The following is a 17,735-nucleotide window of genomic DNA, read 5'->3' as shown; positions in this document are numbered from 1 at the left end:
TCATTACTCCTTGTCGGGGTGGGTCGAACGAACAGGGGTGTTCAGCCGCGCGGGCGGATCCGCAGGCCGTGCATGCCGCCGTCGACGGCGAGGTCGGTGCCGGTGGTGGAGCCGGAGAGCGGGCTCGCGAGGTGGGCGATGGCCGCCGCGACCTCCTCGGCGGTGACCAGACGTCCCATGGGCTGGCGGGCGTTGAGGGCGGCGCGTTCGGCCTCGGGGTCGGCGGCGCGGTCCAGCAGCCGCCCGACCCAGGGGGTGTCCACCGTGCCCGGGTTGACGCAGTTGACGCGGATCCCCGCGTGCACGAGGTCGGCGGCGGTCGCCCGGGTGAGGGAGAGGACGGCGCCCTTGGTCGCCGAGTACAGCGCGCGGTCGGGCAGCCCGGCGGTCGCGGCGATGGAACAGGTGTTGACGATGGCCGCACTGCCCGAGCGCCGCAGATGGGGCAGCGCGGCCCGGGTCACCCGGACGATGCCGAAGACGTTGACGTCGAAGACGGCGCGCCACTCGTCGTCGGGGTTGTCCTCGATGGTGCCCTGGGCGCCGATCCCGGCGTTGTTGACCAGGATGTCGATCCCGCCGAGCCGTCGCGCGGCCTCCTCGACGGCCGACCGTACGCTCGCGTCGTCGGTCACGTCCGCCGGGATGCCGGCGAGCGGTTCGGGTACGGCGTCCGGCTTCAGGTCGAGGCAGGCGACACGAGCTCCTCTGGCGGCGAGCAGCCGCGCCGTGGCCAGGCCGATGCCGGAGGCGCCACCGGTGACGACCGCCCTGAGGCCGGCCATCTCGGGTGTGTGCGTGCTCATGCGGTGACCGCTCCCTGCCACACGGGCCCGTCCGGGTAGCGGTGGGCGGCGATGGACTCCGGGCGCAGTTCGGCGCTGATACCGGGTGCGGTCGGCGCGAGGTAGTGGCCGTCCCGGATCCGCACGGGATCGGCGAAGTGCTCGTGCAGATGGTCGACGTACTCGATGACGCGGTCCTCGGTGCTGCCGCTGACGGCGACATAGTCGAACATCGCCAGGTGCTGGACCATCTCGCACAGGCCGACCCCGCCGGCGTGCGGGCAGACCGGGACGCCGAACCTGGCGGCCAGCAGCAGGATGGCGACGTTCTCGGTGACGCCCGCGGTGCGGCTGGCGTCCATCTGCAGGACGTCGAGCGCCCGGGCCTGGAGGAGTTGCTTGAACATCACCTGGTTGTGGGTGTGTTCGCCGGTGGCCACCTTGACCGGTGCCAGCGCCTCGCGGACGGCGGCATGGCCGAGGATGTCGTCGGGCGAGGTGGGCTCCTCGATCCAGTAAGGGTCGTAGGGGACCAGCGAGCGCATCCAGTCGATCGCCTGCCGAACTCCCCACGCCTGGTTGGCGTCGACGGCGATCCGGATGTCCGGACCGACCGCCTCACGGGCCAGCTTCAGGCGGCGGACGTCGTCGTCGCGGTCGGCACCCACCTTCAGCTTGATCTGTGAGAACCCGTCGGCGACCGCCTCCTTGGACAGCCGCACCAGCTTCTCGTCGTCGTAGCCGAGCCAGCCGGGTGTCGTGGTGTACGCCGGATAGCCGTGCTCCAGCAGGTGCGCGGTGCGTTCGGCGCGGCCGGGCTCGGCGCGGCGCAGGATGTCCAGGGCCTCGTCGCGGGTCAGCGCGTCCTCGAGGTAGCGGAAGTCGACCAGGTCGACGAGCTGTTCCGGGGACAGCTCGGACAGCAGGCGCCAGACCGGCTTTCCCGTGCGGCGCCCGTACAGGTCCCACACGGCGTTGACGATCGCCGCGGCGGCCATGTGGATGGCGCCCTTCTCCGGGCCCAGCCAGCGCAGTTGGCTGTCACCGGTCAACCGCCGGGAGAAGCCGCCGAGATCACCCAGTACCTCCTCCACCGGCAGCCCGACCACCAGGGGAGCCAGGGCCCGCACGGCGGCGACCTCGACGTCGTTGCCGCGTCCCACCGTGAAGGCCAGCCCGTGGCCCTCGCCACCGCCGCTCGTACGGATCGTCACATAGGCGGCCGAGTAGTCGGGTTCCGGGTTCATGGCATCGGAGCCGTCGAGTTCGAGCGAGGTCGGGAACCGTACGTCCACCGCTTCGAGTGAGCTGATCAGTTCAGTCATGGTGCCCGGCCAACCGGGCCCGGGGGCCGCGATGTCTGTTCGGGGTCATGGCAACCACCTGTCGTCATGTGTCAATGGCATGTCCCCTGTACGTCAACAGGTCTCGGACATGGGATGGATTTAAGAGCGGACTCGGCGGCCGTGTCCAGAGCTGATGCCGGACAAACTTCTTGATCTTTGTATCTGGGCTGGTCCTGGGGGGATCTCTGATGATGTTGACTGTGGGGCCAGCCATCCCATGTCTTCCGCATGCATGGGATGTATTGCTACGGTGCCGCTGCGCCCGCACTGGGAGGGGAAGGCGACGCATGTCACTGACCGACAAGGCCATCGACCGCATCCGGGAGCTGATCCAGTCCGGTGAGCTCCCGCCGGGAACCAAGCTGCCGCCCGAGCAGCAGCTCGCCGCTGAGCTGGGCCTGTCCCGCAACCTCACTCGGGAGGCCGTGAAGGCGCTGGTCGTCTCCCGGGTGCTGGAGATCCGGCGCGGCGACGGCACCTACGTGACGAGTCTGGAACCGGAGCTGCTGCTGAGCGGCGTCGGAACCGCGGTGGAACTCCTGCGCGGGGACACCCTGCTGGAGCTCACCGAGGTGCGCCGGCTCTTCGAGCCCGTCGCCACGGCGCTGGCCGCCACCCGCATCTCGGCCGCCGAGCTCGCCGAGGTGGAGCGGCACCTGGACGCGATGCGGGCGGCCCGTGACGACGTGGAACGGCTCAACGAGCACGACGCCGCCTTCCACCGGGCGGTCGTCGCGGCCACCGGCAACGCCACCCTCGCCACCCTGCTGGAGGGCATCTCCAGCCGCACCGTGCGTGCCCGCATCTGGCGCGGGCTGGTCGACGACAACGCGGCAGCCGGCACCGTCGCCGAACACGAGGCCATCTACCAGGCGCTGGTCGACGGGGACGCCGTACTGGCGCAGGCCACCGCACTCATGCACGTCACGACCACGGAGCGGTGGCTGCGCGAGCACTGGGACCGTGAGGGCGACGGCGCCCCGCACGGCCTCGCCGAGAGCGACGTCTGACCGCGCGGCGCCCCCCTACGTCTTGGGCCTCCCCTCTTGCTTGATCGATCCCCTTTTCTCCGCGTGCAAGCCGTTCAGGAGTACCCGATGAGATTTCTGCGCGTGGGCCCGCCGGGCCACGAACGCCCCGCCGTCCTGGACGCCGACGGCGCCGCCTACGACCTGACGCCCCTCACCGGCGACATCGACGGCGACTTCCTCGCGACCGGTGGCCTCGACCACGTCCGGAACGCCCTGGCACAGGGCGATCTGCCGCGCACCGAGACGTCCGGACAGAGGATCGGCGCACCCGTCGCGCGCCCCGGCAAGGTCGTCTGCGTCGGCCTCAACTACGTCGACCACGCCGCCGAGACCGCCACACCGCCCCCGTCCGAACCGGTGGTCTTCATGAAGGCCGCCAACACGGTGGTCGGCCCCGACGACACCGTGCTCATACCGCGCACCAGCGTCAAGACGGACTACGAGATCGAACTGGCGGTGGTCATCGGCCGCACCGCCCGCTATCTGGACTCGCCGGACGACGCCGACCAGGTCATCGCGGGCTATGCCATCGCCGACGACATCAGTGAGCGGGCCTTCCAGCACGAGCGGGGCGGTCAGTGGGACAAGGGCAAGTCCTGTGAGACGTTCAACCCGCTGGGCCCCTGGCTGGTGACCCCGGACGAGGTCGGGGACCCGCAGGGACTGGCGATGCGGCTGTGGGTCAACGGGGAGCCGCGTCAGAACGGCCACACCAAGAACATGATCTTCGGGGTGCACCACATCGTCTGGTACCTGAGCCAGTTCATGGTGCTGGACCCCGGTGACGTCATCAACACCGGCACCCCGGCCGGGGTCGCCTTCGGCGCCAACGACTTCCCGTATCTGCGCGCCGGTGACGTGGTCGAGGTGGAGATCGACCGGCTCGGCCGCCAGCGGCACGTCCTCGGACAGGCCTGATGACCACCGCGGGCATGCCCGGGTTCACCGAGCGCGTCCCGCTCGGCCGCTCCGGCGTCACCGTGAGCCGCCTCGGCCTGGGCACCGCCCCGCTGGCCGGTCTGTTCTCGGCGGTCGGCGCCGGGCAGGCCGCCGCCACGCTGGACCGGCCGGACGTCAGGCGGGGACTGGGAACCGTCGCGCGGGCGGGTCTGGCCTACGACCTGCTCACCCTCCCCCACCAGCTGCCCGCCGCCATCGCCACCGTACGGGCACTGCCCGAGCTGACCTTCGTGCTCGACCGCCTGTCCAAACCGCCCATCGCCAGGGGCGAGCGGGAGCCGTGGGCCACGCTGATCCGTGAACTGGCCGCCGAACCCAACGTGTTCTGCAAGCTGTCCGGCATGGTCACCGAGGCCCGCCGGGGCGACTGGACCGTGGCCGGCCCGCGTCCGTACGCCGACACCGTGCTGGACGCCTTCGGCCCGTCCCGGGTGACGTTCGGCTCCGACTGGCCGGTGTGCCTGCTGGCCTCCTCCTACCAGGACGTCGTCCGCACCGCCGAGGAACTGACTGCCGCGCTGAGTGCCGACGAGCGTGCCGAGGCGTTCGGCGGTACGGCGGCCCGCGCCTACCGACTGCCCGCCCACCGACTGCTGAAGGAAACCCTGTGAAAGTACGTCTGGCCTACGGGCAGTCCGGCCTCGACATCGATGTGGACCCGCGTGCGGCGACCGTCGTCGAGCCCGTCCACCACGAGGCCGCCGCGGACCAGTCGGCCGTCCTGCGCGCGGCCCTGCGTACCCCGGTCGCCGGGCCGCCCCTGCGCGAGCGGGTGCGCCCGGGGCAGACGGTCGCGATCTCGGCCTGCGACGGCACGCGCCCCCAGCCGCGCCATCTGATGATCCCGGCCGTTCTCGACGAGCTGGACGGGATCGTCCGCCCGGAGGACGTCGTCATCCTCGTCGCCACCGGCACGCACCGCGGCAACAGCGAGGCCGAACTGCGGCAGATGTTCGGCGACGAGGTCGTGGACCGTGTGCGGATCGTCAACCACGACGCCCGCGACCCCGGGCAACTGACCTGGATGGGGACCTACGGCAACGGCGTACCGGTGTGGCTGAACCACGAGTGGGCGGAGGCGGACGTCCGGATCACGACCGGCTTCGTGGAGCCGCATTTCTTCGCCGGCTTCTCCGGCGGCCCCAAACTCGTCGCCCCCGGCCTCGCCGCCCTGGAGACGGTGCTCGTCCTGCACGACGCGGCCCGCATCGGCGACCCGCGCGCCACCTGGGGCGTCACCCACGGCAACCCCGTCCACGACGACGTACGCGCCATCGCCGAAGCCACCGGCGTGACCTTCGCGCTGGACGTGGTGCTCAACCGGGACAAGGACATCGTGGCCGCCTTCGGCGGTGATCTGCTGCCCATGCACGCCGCCGCCACCGCGGCGGCCAAGCGCATGGCGATGCGACCGGTCGAGGCGCCGTTCGACGTCGTCGTCACCACCAACTCCGGCTTCCCCCTGGACCAGAACCTCTACCAGGCCGTCAAGGGCATGTCCGCCGCCTACCAGGTGGTACGCCCCGGCGGGACCATCGTGTGCGCGGCCGAGTGCCGCGACGGCTTCCCCGATCACGGTTCCTACCGGGAGGTCCTGGCCTCCGCCCCCTCGCCACGGGCACTGTTCGACGACATCAGCGCCCGTACCGAGACCGTGCCGGACCAGTGGCAGGTGCAGATCCAGGCGCGGATCCAGTCCGGCAGCCGGGTCGTCATGCACACCGGCTTCCTGAGCGACGCCGACCTGGCCACCGCCCACCTGGAACAGACGCGGGACATCTCGGCCACCGTCGCCGAGGCACTGGCCGCCGCGGGACCCGGCGCCCGGGTCTGCGTCCTGCCCGAAGGGCCCCAGACCATCCCCTACATCGACTCCAAGGACGGGGGCCGGTCATGAGCGGGGTGCTCAACCTGGGCTTCGCCCGGCTGGACCTGGCCCGCGAGGCACGGCAGGGACTGCCCGAGGTCGTCTACGGGCCAGGCAAGACGGTCGAGCAGGTCTGCGGCATCGTCACCGGGCTGCTCGAGCACAACACCGGGCCGGTCCTGGTCACGCGCATCGGGCCGGAAGCCGCCGAGGCCGTCCTCGCGCAGGTGGACGCCGGGACGTACGACGCCGAGGCACGGTTGCTGCTGTGGCGGCCCGCTGCCACGGGGGACTTCGCCGTCACGGTCGTGGCCGCCGGTACGTCGGACCGCCCGGTCGCCGCCGAGGCCGTCGCCGTGGCTTCGGCGGCTGGACTGCACACCACGGCCGTCCACGACGTCGGCGTGGCCGGCCTCGACCGCATCCTCCAGGTACGTGACCGACTCCAGTCCGCCGACGCAGTCGTCGTCGTGGCCGGCATGGAAGGCGCCCTCGCGAGTGTCGTCGGCGGACTCGTCCGCGCACCGGTCGTCGCCGTACCCGTCTCCACGGGCTACGGCGCCTCACTGGAGGGCGTCACCGCGCTGCTCGCCATGCACGCCTCCTGTGCCGCCGGGATCACCGTGGTCAACATCGACTCCGGGTTCTCCGCCGCCATGGCGGTCCACCGGATCGCCCAGATCCGGGGAGATGCCCGGTGATCTGCTGGATCAACCCCTTCACCGGGCTGGCCGGAGACATGCTGCTGGCCGCGCTCATCGACGCCGGAGCACCCCTCGACGAGATCCGCAGCGCGATCGCCGCCACCGGCCTGACCGGCTGGGAGCTGACCGCCGAGCGCGTCACCGACCACGGACTGGCCGCCACCCGGGTCCTTGTGCACGTCACCGACCCCTGCACGGAGCGGTCGGCCGCCGAAGTGACCGACCTGGCCTCCCGGGCCACTCCCGAACCCGTCGCGGCCCTCGCGGTGGCGGCCGTGACCGCGGTGGCCGAGGCGGAGGGCCGGCTGCACGACGCCGACGCCGCCACCGTCCACCTGCACGAACTGGGCGGCCACGACACCCTCGTCGACATCGTCGGCACCGCGGCCGCCTTGCACGCCCTCGGCGTCACCGAGGTCGTCAGCTCCCCCCTGCCCCTCGGCCGCGGCCGGGTGGACTCGGCGCACGGCGTACTGCCCTGTCCGGCACCGGCCACCCTCGCCCTGCTGGCCGGAGCGGCGGTCACCGGCAGCGATCTGCCGGGGGAGACGGTGACACCGACGGGCGCCGCGCTGCTGCGAGCCTGCGGGGCCCGGTACGGTCCGCCGCCCCCGATGACCCTGGGGCCCACCGGTTACGGCGCGGGCACCCGCCGACTGCCCGACCGGCCCAACGTCACCGCCGTCACTCTCGGGCACACCCTGAAGGCCGACACGGAGGAGGAGGTCGTCGTCCTGGAGACCAACCTCGACGACGTCACCGGGGAAACCCTCGGACACACCATCGCCCGGGCGATGGAGTCCGGAGCGCTCGACGCCTGGACCACCCCCGCGGTGATGAAGAAGGGCCGGCCCGCGCATGTCCTGCATGTGCTCACCACCCCCCACCACGAACAGCGGCTGCGGGACCTCGTCCTGGCCGAGACCGGCAGCCTCGGCGTCCGCCGTGTCGCCGCCACCCGCACCACGCTGCCGCGCACCTTCGTCACCGTCGACGTCGACGGACACCCCGTACGCGTCAAACACGGCCCCCACGGCGCCAAGCCCGAGCACGACGACGTGGCATCCGCCGCCGCGAGCCTCGGCCTGCCCCTGCGGGCCGTCGCCGCCCGCGCCCTGCGTGAGCGCCTGAGCGGAGACCACCGCCCCCACCGGCAGGAGGAGGAGACAGGGTGAAACCTGAGGAAACCGCGGAGCAGCGTCTCCTGGACCGGGTGCGCGCCATCGGCCCGGTCGCCGTGGCCTATTCGGGCGGCGTGGACTCCGCCCTCGTCCTCGCCGCCGCCGTACGCGCCCTCGGCCCGGACCGGGTCCTCGCCGTCACCGCCGTGTCGGAGAGCCTGGCCACAGGCGAACTCCCGCGCGCCCGCCGGCTCGCCCACGACCTCCGGGTCACGCATCTGACCCCCCGCACCAGCGAGCTGACCCGCCCCGGCTACCGGGCCAACGGCCCCGACCGCTGCTACTTCTGCAAGTCCGACGTCCTGGACACCATCGCGGCGCTCGCCCGGGACAACGGCTTCGACCACGTGGCCACCGGAACCAACGCGGACGACGCGCGGGACCCCCATCGCCCGGGCATCCGGGCGGGCCGGGAACGCGGCATCCACACCCCGCTCCTCGACACCGGCCTCGACAAGGCCGACGTACGCCACCTCAGCAGGACCTGGTCACTGCCGACGTGGGACAAGCCGGCGACTCCCTGCCTGGCCAGCCGGATCCGCTACGGCATCGAGGTCACCCCGCGCCGCCTGGCCCGCGTCGACCGCGCGGAGACCGCCGTACGCGCACTCCTGGCCGACGCCGGGGTGCACGTGACCGACCTCCGGGTCCGCGACCTCGGAGACGCCGCCCGGCTCGAAGTGGACCCTCCGCTCGTCGGCCGGATCGCGGCACTGCCGGAGATCGCCCGGGCACTGGCGGACGCGGGTTTCGCCGAACTGCCCCACAGCGTCGAGCCGTTCCGCTCGGGACGGCTCAACTCCGAGACAGCGTCCGCGAATTCCAGTGCAAGCAAGTCCGACACGCGTTGACCGGCGCACCCGCTGAGACGCTCAGCCCGGCAGGGACTGTTCCGCCCAGATCGTCTTGCCCACGGGGTTCTGGCGGCTGCCCCAACGCTCCGCCACCTGGGCGACGAGCAGCAGCCCGCGCCCGCCCTCGTCGAAGGTGCGGGCCCGCCGCAGGTGCGGGGCGGTACTGCTGCCGTCGGAAACCTCGCAGATGAGCGCGTCGCCGCGGACGAGGCGCAGCTGGATGGGCGCGTTGCCGTAACGGATGGCGTTGGTGACCAGTTCGCTGACGATCAGCTCGGTGGAGAAGGCCATGTCGGCCAGCCCCCAGGCCGCCAACTGGTCGTCCGCCATCCGGCGGGCCCCGGCGACGGCCACGGGATCCGAGGGCAGCTGCCACGTACGTACCTGGTCGGGGCCGAGCACGCGGGTGCGGGCCAGGACGAGGACGATGTCGTCGGCGGGGGCGCCTGGCACCACCTTGCGCACCACCCGGTCGCAGGTCTCCTCCAGGCCGGCGGCCGGGCTGCTCAGCGCGTCACGCAGCAGTCCGAGCCCGACGTCGATGTCCCGGTCGGCGCCCTCGATCAGGCCGTCGGTGTAGAGGGCGAGCACGCTGCCCTCGGCGACGTCCACCCCGACGGACTCGAACGGCAGGCCGCCCAGACCGAGCGGTGGCCCGGCGGGCAGCTCAAGGAACCGCACGGTGCCGTCCGGGGACACCAGGGCCGGCGGCGGATGCCCGGCCCGGGCCAGGTGACACACGCGGGAAACCGGGTCGTAGACGGCGTACAGGCACGTGGCGCCGACCTCCCCCGACGCCTCGTCAGCCTGGCTCCGTGCCTCCGGGCCCTCCTCGCGGTCCAGGCGGATGACGAGGTCGTCCAACTGGGTGAGGAGCTCGTCGGGGGCGAGATCGACGTCGGCGAGGGTGTGGACGGCCGCGCGCAGGCGGCCCATGGTGGCCGACGCGTGGATGCCATGGCCCACCACGTCACCCACCACCAGGGCGACCCGCCCACCGGACAGCGGGATGGCGTCGAACCAGTCCCCGCCGACGCCGGTCGCCGATCCGGCCGGCAGATACCGGTGTGCGAGGTCCGCTGCGGCCAGGACCGGCAGTCGCCCGGGCAGCAGGCTGCGCTGGAGGGCGAGCGCGGTCCGGCGCTCGTGGGTGTAGCGGCGGGCGTTGTCGACGCTCACGGCCGCCCTGGCGACGATCTCCTCGGCGAGCAGCAGATCGTCGTCGCCGAAGGCCTCCGGCGTTCGATGCCGCACCAGGTGCACCAGTCCCAGGGTGACCCCCCGAGCGCGCAGCGGCACCAGCAGCATCGAATGCATTCCGTGGCGCCGCGTGCTCTCGGCGCGGGCCGGGGAAGCCGTCAGCCACTGCCGCAGCAGCGGGTCGCCCATACGGTGCCGGGTGCCCCGCCCGGTGAGCAGCGCCCGAGCCGGCGGTGAGTTCGACGGATAGATGTCCGTTTCGCCCACAGAGATCACCGCCTCCGGGCAGCCAGGGAGCACCGAGTCCTGGGCGGAGCGGCGGAAGACGACCGGCCTGGTGGGCGATATCGGCTCCGGCTCGTCCCCTCGCACGACGGATTCCAGCAGGTCGACGGTGACGAAGTCGGCGAAGCCCGCCACCGCCACCTCGGCCAGTTCCTCCGTGGTGCGGGTCACGTCGAGGGTGCTGCCGATGCGCAGGCTGGCGTCGTTGAGCACCTCCAGGCGGCGCCGGGCCCAGTACTGCTCGGTCGTGTCGATCACCAGCGCCGAGAGCCCCTGCACCGTGCCGGCGCGGTCCTTCAACGGGGTGAGAAAGAGCGACCAGGCATGGTCGTGGATCTCACCGAGTGCCCGGCCAGGTCGCTCCTCGCGGTGGATCATCTCACCGGTGTGCAGAACCTGCCGCTGGAGGCGATCGATCTCCTCATGCGCCGGCTGGATCTCCCGCAGTGTCAGGCCTCTCATCTCCTCCTGCGTCAGGCCCATGGCCCGGCTCATCGTCTGGTTGCAGGTCACGAACCGCGCCTCGCGGTCGTAGACGGCGACAGGCAGCGGGAGCTGCGCGAGCGTCCGGTTCCACAGCTCCACCTCTTCGGCAGCGGTCGGCCCGGAGGGGTACGCCACCGCCGCGCTGGTGACGAGCCAGAGGGGCCCGACGTCCGCGTCCGCCAGCGGCGTACCCCGAAGCAGCGCGATGACACGGTCCCCGTGCCGGTGCCACAGCGCGACATCGCTCGTCCACGGTTCACCGGCGGACAGGTGACTCCGGGCGGAGAAGGGCAGGTCCGCGGCGAGCAGGTCGGCCGCGGGCCGGCCCACGACCTCCTTGGCCTCGTATCCCAGCAGGTCCCGGGCCCCGGCGCTCCACACCATGATCCTCGCCCGGGCGTCGATGACGACCGCGAAGCCCTCGGGCACTCTGGCGTCCTGTGCTGCTCCGGTGATGACGGACTCGTTGTTCATGGGGTCCCATCCCAGTCCCTGCTGTGATCCCGCACGCGCTTCGGCACACATCACGGGCACTGCCTCCAGCATCCCGCCCCAGTGCACCCGGCTCAACCGATCAGGAATCCCCGTGGCGCGGGGCTCACCGCGGGCTCCACCTCCGCGAGGCCGCCGTGACCGCCGACACCCCGTGCCCGCGTCGGCGGCGTCGCAGGGGCGCCGCCCCGCACGGGGTGGTACCCAGCGGTCGTCCGCACCACGGAGGCGGCGGCGCACGCCCCACTCCGCCGCCTCCTCGATCGGTGTCCGGGGTCAGGCGGACAGGCCCTGCCGGTCCAGCCCGAGCAGGCGCTCGTACTCCTCGCGCTGCGGGCGCTTGTGGAATCGGCCGCCCTCATGGCCGGCGTCGTGATCACAGGAGGCGGACATCCGCTGGTCATGGATTCGCCGCCGTGTTCGAGCGCATCAGGCGCGGCGTATATCAACCAAGATCGTCCCGCATGGGCGATTCTCCGCTCCTTGTGCGGGGAATTTCGGGCACCGCGGCCGGCGGCGCCCGGCACCTCGCCCTGGGAGAGGGCGGGTGGACCAAGCGTGGCCGGGGCCGCGCCGGATCATCGCCTCCGGCCGTGTCGCGCCGCGTCAGGGGTGTGCGGAGGCCTCGTCGGGCAGGGGCTGTTCGGCCCAGATGGTCTTTCCGGTGGGGGTCTGGCGGCTTCCCCAGCGCTCGGAGACCTGGGCGACGAGCAGGAGCCCTCGCCCGCCCTCGTCGAAGACGCGGGCCCGGCGCAGATGCGGGGCGGTACCGCTGCCGTCGGACACCTCGCAGATGAGCGCGGAGTCGCGGATCAGCCGCAGCTCGATGGGGGCGTCACCGTACCGGACGGCGTTGGTGACCAGTTCGCTGACGATCAGCTCGGTGGTGAACACCGCCTCCGGCAGCCCCCAGGCGGCCAGCTGTTCGCCCGCCGCCCTGCGGGCCCCGGCCACGGCCGCCGGATCCCTCGGCAGCCGCCAGGTCCGTACCCTCGCGGCGTCGAGCACGAAGGTGCGGGCGAGCATCAGGACGATGTCGTCGGCGGGACGGCCGGCCAGCACGGTGCGCAGTACCCGGTCGCAGGTGTCCTCCAGCGGCTCGGCCGGGTCGCTCAGCGCCTGGCCCAGCAGAGTGAGCCCGGCCTCGACGTCTCGGCCGGCGGTTCCGATCAGACCGTCGGTGTAGAGCGCGAGCAGGCTGCCCTCCTCCAGCTCGACCTCGGCGGCCTCGAACGGCAGGCCCCCGAGACCGAGCGGCGGCCCGGCCGGCAGGTCCAGGAACCGCACCCTGCCGTCGGGGGTGACCAGGGCGGGCGGCGGATGTCCGGCGCGGGCGATGACGCAGCGGCGGGACACCGGGTCGTACACGGCGTACAAACAGGTGGCCCCGACCTGCCCGGACGCCTCCTCCCGCCCGCGCACCTCCGGGCCCTCCTCACGGTCGAGCCTGATGACGAGGTCGTCCAGCTGGGTCAGCAGCTCGTCGGGGGCGAGGTCGACGTCGGCGAGGGTCCGTACGGCGGTCCGCAGGCGGCCCATGGTGGCCGACGCGTGGATGCCGTGGCCGACCACGTCGCCCACGACCAGGGCGACCCGGGCGCTGGACAGGGGGATCGCGTCGAACCAGTCCCCGCCGACGTCCGCACCGGAGCCGGCCGGCAGGTAGCGGTAGGCGACCTCCAGCGCCGCCAGGGCCGGCGGTCGCTCGGGAAGCAGGCTGCGCTGGAGCGCCAGCGCCGTGCGCCGCTCACGGGTGTAGCGGCGGGCGTTGTCCACACTGACCGCCGCCCTGGCGACGATCTCCTCCGCCAGCAGCAGATCGTCCTCGTCGAAGGAATCCTGCGTCCGGTGCCGCAGGAAGTGCACCAGCCCCAGGGTCACCCCACGGGCCCGCAGCGGCACCATCATCACCGAATGGATCATGTGCGTGGCCACGGACTCGGCACGGGCCGGTGACGCGCTGACCCACTCCCGCAGCTCCGGATCCCCCGGCCTGTGCCGTGCGCCCCGGCCGGTGAGCAGCGTCCGCACCGGCAGCGTGCCCACGGGGTAGACCGTCGGGGCGCCGGAGGCGACCACCGACTCCGGGCAGCCCTCCAGCACCGACCGCTGCGCCGTGCGGCGTGCGGTGACCGGCTCACCCGGCCGTACCGGTTCCGGCTCGTCACCCAGGACGACGGACTCCAGCAGGTCCACGGCGACGAAGTCGGCGAATCCGGTCACGGCCACCTCGGCCAGTTCCTCCGCCGTCCGGGTCACGTCCAGGGTGCTGCCGATACGGAGCCCGGCGTCGTTGAGCACCGCGAGCCGGCGGCGGGCCCAGTACTGCTCCGTGGTGTCGAACACGGCCGCCGACAGACCGTGGACGGTACCGGCCTCGTCCTTCAACGGCGAGAAGAACATCGACCAGGCGTGCGCCCGGGTCTCACCCGGGGCCTGGCCGTGCTCCTCGTGGAAGACCATCTCGCCGGTGCGCAGGACCTGGCGCTGGAGGCGGTCGAACTCGTCGACGGGCCGACGGGGCTCGATCTCCCACAGGGTCAGGCCACGCATCTCCTCCTCGGGCCTGCCCATGATCCGGGTCATGCTGTCGTTGGCGGCCACGAACCGGTTCTCGCGGTCGTAGACCGCCACCGGTACGGGCAGCTGCGCCAGTGTGAGGTCCCACAGGGCCGCCGCGCCCGCGTCCGTTCGTGGACCGGCCGTGCTCGCCGGTACGGCACGGGTGACGAGCCAGAACCTGTCGCTGCCCGCGTCCAGCAGCGGTGTCCCCTGCAGGTGCACCACGACACGGCCACCGTCCCGGTGCCGCAGCGCCATCTCGCCGGCCCACCGCCGGCCGTCGGCCAGGCGGCGCCGGACCGAGCTGGGCAGCTGGGCCGTGAGCAGTTCGGAGGCGGTCCGGCCCGCGACGTCGGCGGCCTCGTATCCGAGCAGCTGCCGAGCCCCGGCGCTCCACATCCTGATCGCCCCACCGGCGTCGACGACGACCGCGAAGTCCTCCGGTACGCGTCCCTCCACGGTGCCTCCGGATGTGACGTCCTTGCTGTTCATGGGCTCTCGCTTCCACGGTGCCGCTCCGGCCGGAGCCAGGCCGGAGCAGCCCGGGCCCGGTGGAGGTCCGGGTACCCACCTCCAGCGTCCCGCCGCGCCGTTTCCCCTTCAACCGAAGGTGCGCGAGGGTGCGCGAGGGTGCGCCACGAAGCGCCCGCGGTGCCTGCCCGGTGGTGCCCCTGCCGCGAGGCCGCGACGCCGCCGGCTCGCTGCCCGCGAGTCCGGCGCCCGCGAGTCCGGCACCGGCGAGTCCGGCGCCCGCGCCGTGCCCCGCCGCGGGAGGTGGGCGGTCGGGGCGGCCGCGGGTCCGTCGTGGCTGGTCGCGCAGTCCCCGCGCCCCTGCAAACCCGGGCGTGCGCCTGCTCGGGGTCCAGTGCCGCCGGTGCGCGCACGCGCGTGGACGGGCGCCCCCGCCGCGCGCCGGGAACGGGGACGCGGCCCGCGGCTTCCGCGTCCAGTAAGCCGCCCGAGTCGCGCTGTTCGCGTCGCGGACGACCAGCCGTCACATGTGCGCCACGCGCACTTCCCCGGCGTTCGCTGCGCTTGGCACACTCCCTGCGCGCAGGTCACATCCATCGCATCACGTCAGGACAAGAGGTCACCCACCCATGCCTGAGGTCAACCGGCGCCGATTCCTCCAACTCGCGGGCGCCACCACGGCGTTCACCGCGCTGTCCAGCAGTATCGAGCGGGCCGCGGCACTGCCCGCGCACCACCGGTCCGGCACCATCGAGGACGTCGAGCACATCGTCGTCCTGATGCAGGAGAACCGTTCCTTCGACCACTACTTCGGCTCGCTCAGAGGTGTCCGCGGGTTCGGCGATCCGCATCCGGTGACGCTCGACAACGGCAAGCCGGTGTGGCACCAGTCGGACGGCACGAAGGACGTGCTGCCCTTCCACCCGGACGCCGACGACCTCGGCATGCAGTTCCTGGAGGGCCTGCCCCACGGCTGGCCCGACGGGCACGCCGCCTACAACGGGGGCAAGTACGACAAGTGGGTCCCCGCCAAGGGCACAACGACCATGGCGTACCTGACGCGCGAGGACATCCCGTTCCACTACGCGCTCGCAGACACGTTCACCGTCTGCGACGCCTACCACTGCTCGTTCATCGGCTCGACCGACCCGAACCGCTACTACATGTGGACGGGTTACACGGGCAACGACGGCACCGGCGGCGGCCCGGTCCTCGGCAACGACGAGCTCGGGTACGGCTGGACGACGTACCCCGAGCGGCTCGAAGCGGCCGGCATCTCCTGGAAGATCTACCAGGACATCGGCGACGGCCTGGACGCGGCCGGCTCCTGGGGCTGGATCCAGGACGCCTACCGCGGCAACTACGGCGACAACTCGCTGCTGTACTTCAACAAGTACCGCAACGCCAAGCCCGGCGACCCGTGGTACGACAAGGCCCGCACCGGCACCGACGTCAGACACGGCGACGGCTACTTCGACGCGCTGAAGGCCGACGTCAAGGCGGGCAGGCTGCCGCAGATCTCCTGGATCGCGGCCCCCGAGGCCTTCTCCGAACACTCCAACTGGCCCTCGAACTACGGCGCCTGGTACATCGCCCAGGTCCTCGACGCCCTCACCGCCAATCCCGGGGTCTGGTCGAAGACCGCGCTGTTCATCACGTACGACGAGAACGACGGCTTCTTCGACCACCTCGTGCCGCCGCTGCCGCCGCGGTCCGCCGCGCAGGGCAAGTCCACCGTCGACGTCGGGCCCGACCTCTTCGCGGGCAGCTCCACCCATGTCGCCGGCCCGTACGGACTCGGCCCGCGCGTGCCCATGCTGGTCGTCTCGCCCTGGAGCAAGGGCGGTTTCGTCTGCTCCGAGACCTTCGACCACACCTCGATCCTCCGGTTCATGGAACGCCGGTTCGGGGTGCACGAGCCCAACATCTCGCCGTGGCGGCGGGCCATCTGCGGTGACCTCACCTCCGCCTTCGACTTCTCCCGCAAGGACAGCCGGCCGGCCGAACTGCCGGACACCGACGACTACGAGCCGGCGGACCGCGAACGCCACCCCGACTACAAGCCGACGGTTCCCGCCGATCCCAGCATGCCGAAGCAGGAGCGCGGCCTGCGCCCCGCCCGCGCCCTCAAGTACACGCCGTACGCGGACGGTTCGGTGGACGCGGCGGCCGGGAAGCTCACGCTGACCTTCGCCTCCGGCCCCAGGGCGGGCGCCGCCTTCCTCGTCACCTCCGGCAACCGCGCCGACGGCCCGTGGACGTACACCACCGAGGCGGGCAAGAAGATCTCGGACACCTGGAACACCTCCGCGTCCAACGGCTCGTACGACCTGACCGTGCACGGCCCGAACGGCTTCCTGCGCGTCTTCAAGGGCCCGGGCAAGGCGGCGGGCCCCGAGGTGACCGTCCGGCACGTCGGCGACGACGTGGAGCTGACCCTCACCAACAAGGGCTCCCGCACGGCCGACCTGACGCTCACGGACGGCTACGGCGGCCGGCCCCGCACGTTCCGGGTGCGGGCGGGGGCCACTGTGAAGCACAGGGTGGACCTGAGCCGCAGCAGGCGCTGGTACGACCTGACCGTCGTCTCCGGTACCGAGCCCGGCTTCCTGCGCCGGTTCGCGGGCCACGTCGAGAACGGGCGGGCGGGCGTGAGCGATCCGGCGATGGCCACGTCTTAGGAGAAGCAGGCAAACCCGCGGAGAAAAGCGGGGTCGATTCTCGGCCACCTCGCGGTAGGGTGCCGCGGTGACCACAGAATCGAACATTTCTGCAGGTGGATCGTCTGATCCGCGCGTGCAGCGACAGGTGCGGCAACAGGCCGGGGTCGCCCCGAGCGGCCCCGGCGGCGGCACCCTCTTCACCGAGCCCGTCCTGGTGGTGAACCAGAAGGCCAAGCTGATCGAGCTGACCAATGAGTACAAGGTCATGGACCAGCAGGGCAACCAACTCGGATCGGTCGTCCAGGTCGGGCAGAGCGCGCTGAAGAAGATCCTGCGCTTCGTCGCCAGCCTCGACCAGTACATGACCCACAAGCTGGAGATCCGCGACGCGCACGGGCAGCCGCAGTTGATGCTCACGCGGCCGCGGAAGATATTCAAGTCCCGGGTGATCGTGCGGCGCCCGGACGGCAGCCAGGTCGGCGAGATCGTCCAGCAGAACATGATCGGGAAGATCAACTTCGCGATCAACGCGGATGGTCAGCAGGTCGGCGCCGTCAAGGCGGAGAACTGGCGCGCCTGGAACTTCGCGATCGTCGACCACGCCGGCAACGAGGTCGCCCGGATCACCAAGACCTGGGAGGGCCTGGCCAAGACGATGTTCACGACCGCGGACAACTACGTCCTGCAGATCCACCACCAGCTGCCCGAGCCGCTGCTCAGCCTCGTCGTGGCGACGGCGCTGACGGTGGACACGGCGCTGAAGCAGGACGCGCGCGGGCTCGGCTGAACCCGGCCACGAGCAAGGGGTGGGTGGCACGCGCGACGCGTGCCACCCACCCCTCGCTCAT

The 17,735-nt window shown here is 72.1% G+C and carries 12 protein-coding genes and 1 pseudogene; 9 read left to right on the top strand and 4 right to left on the bottom strand.

All coding sequences use genetic code 11. The annotated features are described in order from the left end of the window. Positions 1 to 41: 41 nt before the first annotated feature. Together ACZ49J_RS29100 and ACZ49J_RS29095 are read right to left on the bottom strand one after the other, a co-directional pair. The gene (locus ACZ49J_RS29100) at positions 42 to 806 is read right to left on the bottom strand and encodes an SDR family NAD(P)-dependent oxidoreductase (RefSeq protein ID WP_467452944.1); all 765 of its coding nucleotides are present in this window, start codon (positions 804 to 806) and stop codon (positions 42 to 44) included. Then, entirely contained in the window at positions 803 to 2,110 is a 1,308-nt protein-coding gene (locus tag ACZ49J_RS29095; RefSeq protein WP_467452943.1) for an enolase C-terminal domain-like protein, read from the bottom strand. The genes ACZ49J_RS29100 and ACZ49J_RS29095 overlap by 4 nt, the downstream gene beginning before the upstream one ends. A gap of 308 nt (positions 2,111 to 2,418) precedes the next feature. Here ACZ49J_RS29095 and ACZ49J_RS29090 point away from each other — a divergent pair, with 308 nt between their 5' ends. The 7 genes from ACZ49J_RS29090 (at position 2,419) to larE (ending at position 8,725) form a co-directional block, all read left to right on the top strand. Continuing rightward, positions 2,419 to 3,141 carry a FadR/GntR family transcriptional regulator gene (locus ACZ49J_RS29090; RefSeq protein ID WP_467452942.1) on the top strand — a complete coding sequence of 241 codons (723 nt, stop codon included), beginning with the start codon at positions 2,419 to 2,421 and terminating at the stop codon, positions 3,139 to 3,141. Between the two features lie 87 nt (positions 3,142 to 3,228). Then, complete coding sequence (locus ACZ49J_RS29085) at positions 3,229 to 4,080, top strand: fumarylacetoacetate hydrolase family protein (protein ID WP_467452941.1); 852 nt, start codon at positions 3,229 to 3,231, stop codon at positions 4,078 to 4,080. Then, complete coding sequence (locus ACZ49J_RS29080) at positions 4,080 to 4,733, top strand: amidohydrolase family protein (protein ID WP_467452940.1); 654 nt, start codon at positions 4,080 to 4,082, stop codon at positions 4,731 to 4,733. The genes ACZ49J_RS29085 and ACZ49J_RS29080 overlap by 1 nt, the downstream gene beginning before the upstream one ends. Next, a complete protein-coding gene (gene larA, locus ACZ49J_RS29075; RefSeq protein WP_467452939.1) occupies positions 4,730 to 6,019 on the top strand; it encodes a nickel-dependent lactate racemase in 1,290 nt (429 codons plus the stop codon). The genes ACZ49J_RS29080 and larA overlap by 4 nt, the downstream gene beginning before the upstream one ends. Next, positions 6,016 to 6,690: a nickel pincer cofactor biosynthesis protein LarB gene (larB, locus tag ACZ49J_RS29070; protein WP_467452938.1), complete on the top strand. Its 675-nt coding sequence runs from the start codon at positions 6,016 to 6,018 to the stop codon at positions 6,688 to 6,690. Before larA ends, larB begins: the two co-directional genes overlap by 4 nt. Beyond that, positions 6,687 to 7,868 (top strand): nickel pincer cofactor biosynthesis protein LarC, encoded by a 1,182-nt coding sequence (gene larC / locus ACZ49J_RS29065; protein WP_467452937.1) that lies wholly within the window; start codon positions 6,687 to 6,689, stop codon positions 7,866 to 7,868. Before larB ends, larC begins: the two co-directional genes overlap by 4 nt. Beyond that, entirely contained in the window at positions 7,865 to 8,725 is an 861-nt protein-coding gene (larE, locus tag ACZ49J_RS29060; RefSeq protein WP_467452936.1) for an ATP-dependent sacrificial sulfur transferase LarE, read from the top strand. The genes larC and larE overlap by 4 nt, the downstream gene beginning before the upstream one ends. Before the next feature lie 21 nt (positions 8,726 to 8,746). Here the strand turns inward: larE and ACZ49J_RS29055 are convergent, their stop codons facing one another. Both ACZ49J_RS29055 and ACZ49J_RS29050 read right to left on the bottom strand, forming a co-directional pair. After that, positions 8,747 to 11,173, bottom strand: coding sequence for a SpoIIE family protein phosphatase (locus ACZ49J_RS29055; protein ID WP_467452934.1), 2,427 nt, complete (start codon positions 11,171 to 11,173; stop codon positions 8,747 to 8,749). A gap of 624 nt (positions 11,174 to 11,797) precedes the next feature. Then, on the bottom strand, positions 11,798 to 14,245 hold the full coding sequence (locus tag ACZ49J_RS29050) for a SpoIIE family protein phosphatase (RefSeq protein ID WP_467452933.1): 2,448 nt from the start codon (positions 14,243 to 14,245) through the stop codon (positions 11,798 to 11,800). Between the two features lie 608 nt (positions 14,246 to 14,853). On the opposite strand from ACZ49J_RS29050, the gene ACZ49J_RS29045 reads away from it, so the two are divergent. After that, positions 14,854 to 16,905, top strand: a complete 2,052-nt coding sequence (locus tag ACZ49J_RS29045) for a phosphocholine-specific phospholipase C (protein WP_467452932.1) — start codon at positions 14,854 to 14,856, stop codon at positions 16,903 to 16,905. Between the two features lie 106 nt (positions 16,906 to 17,011). Continuing rightward, a pseudogene (locus ACZ49J_RS29040) lies at positions 17,012 to 17,674 on the top strand (LURP-one-related/scramblase family protein); the annotation flags it as partial. Between the last annotated feature and the right edge of the window lie 61 nt (positions 17,675 to 17,735).

The sequence above is a fragment of the Streptomyces sp. NPDC030840 genome, assembly GCF_055572015.1.
This window is presented reverse-complemented; position numbering and strand designations above follow the sequence as displayed.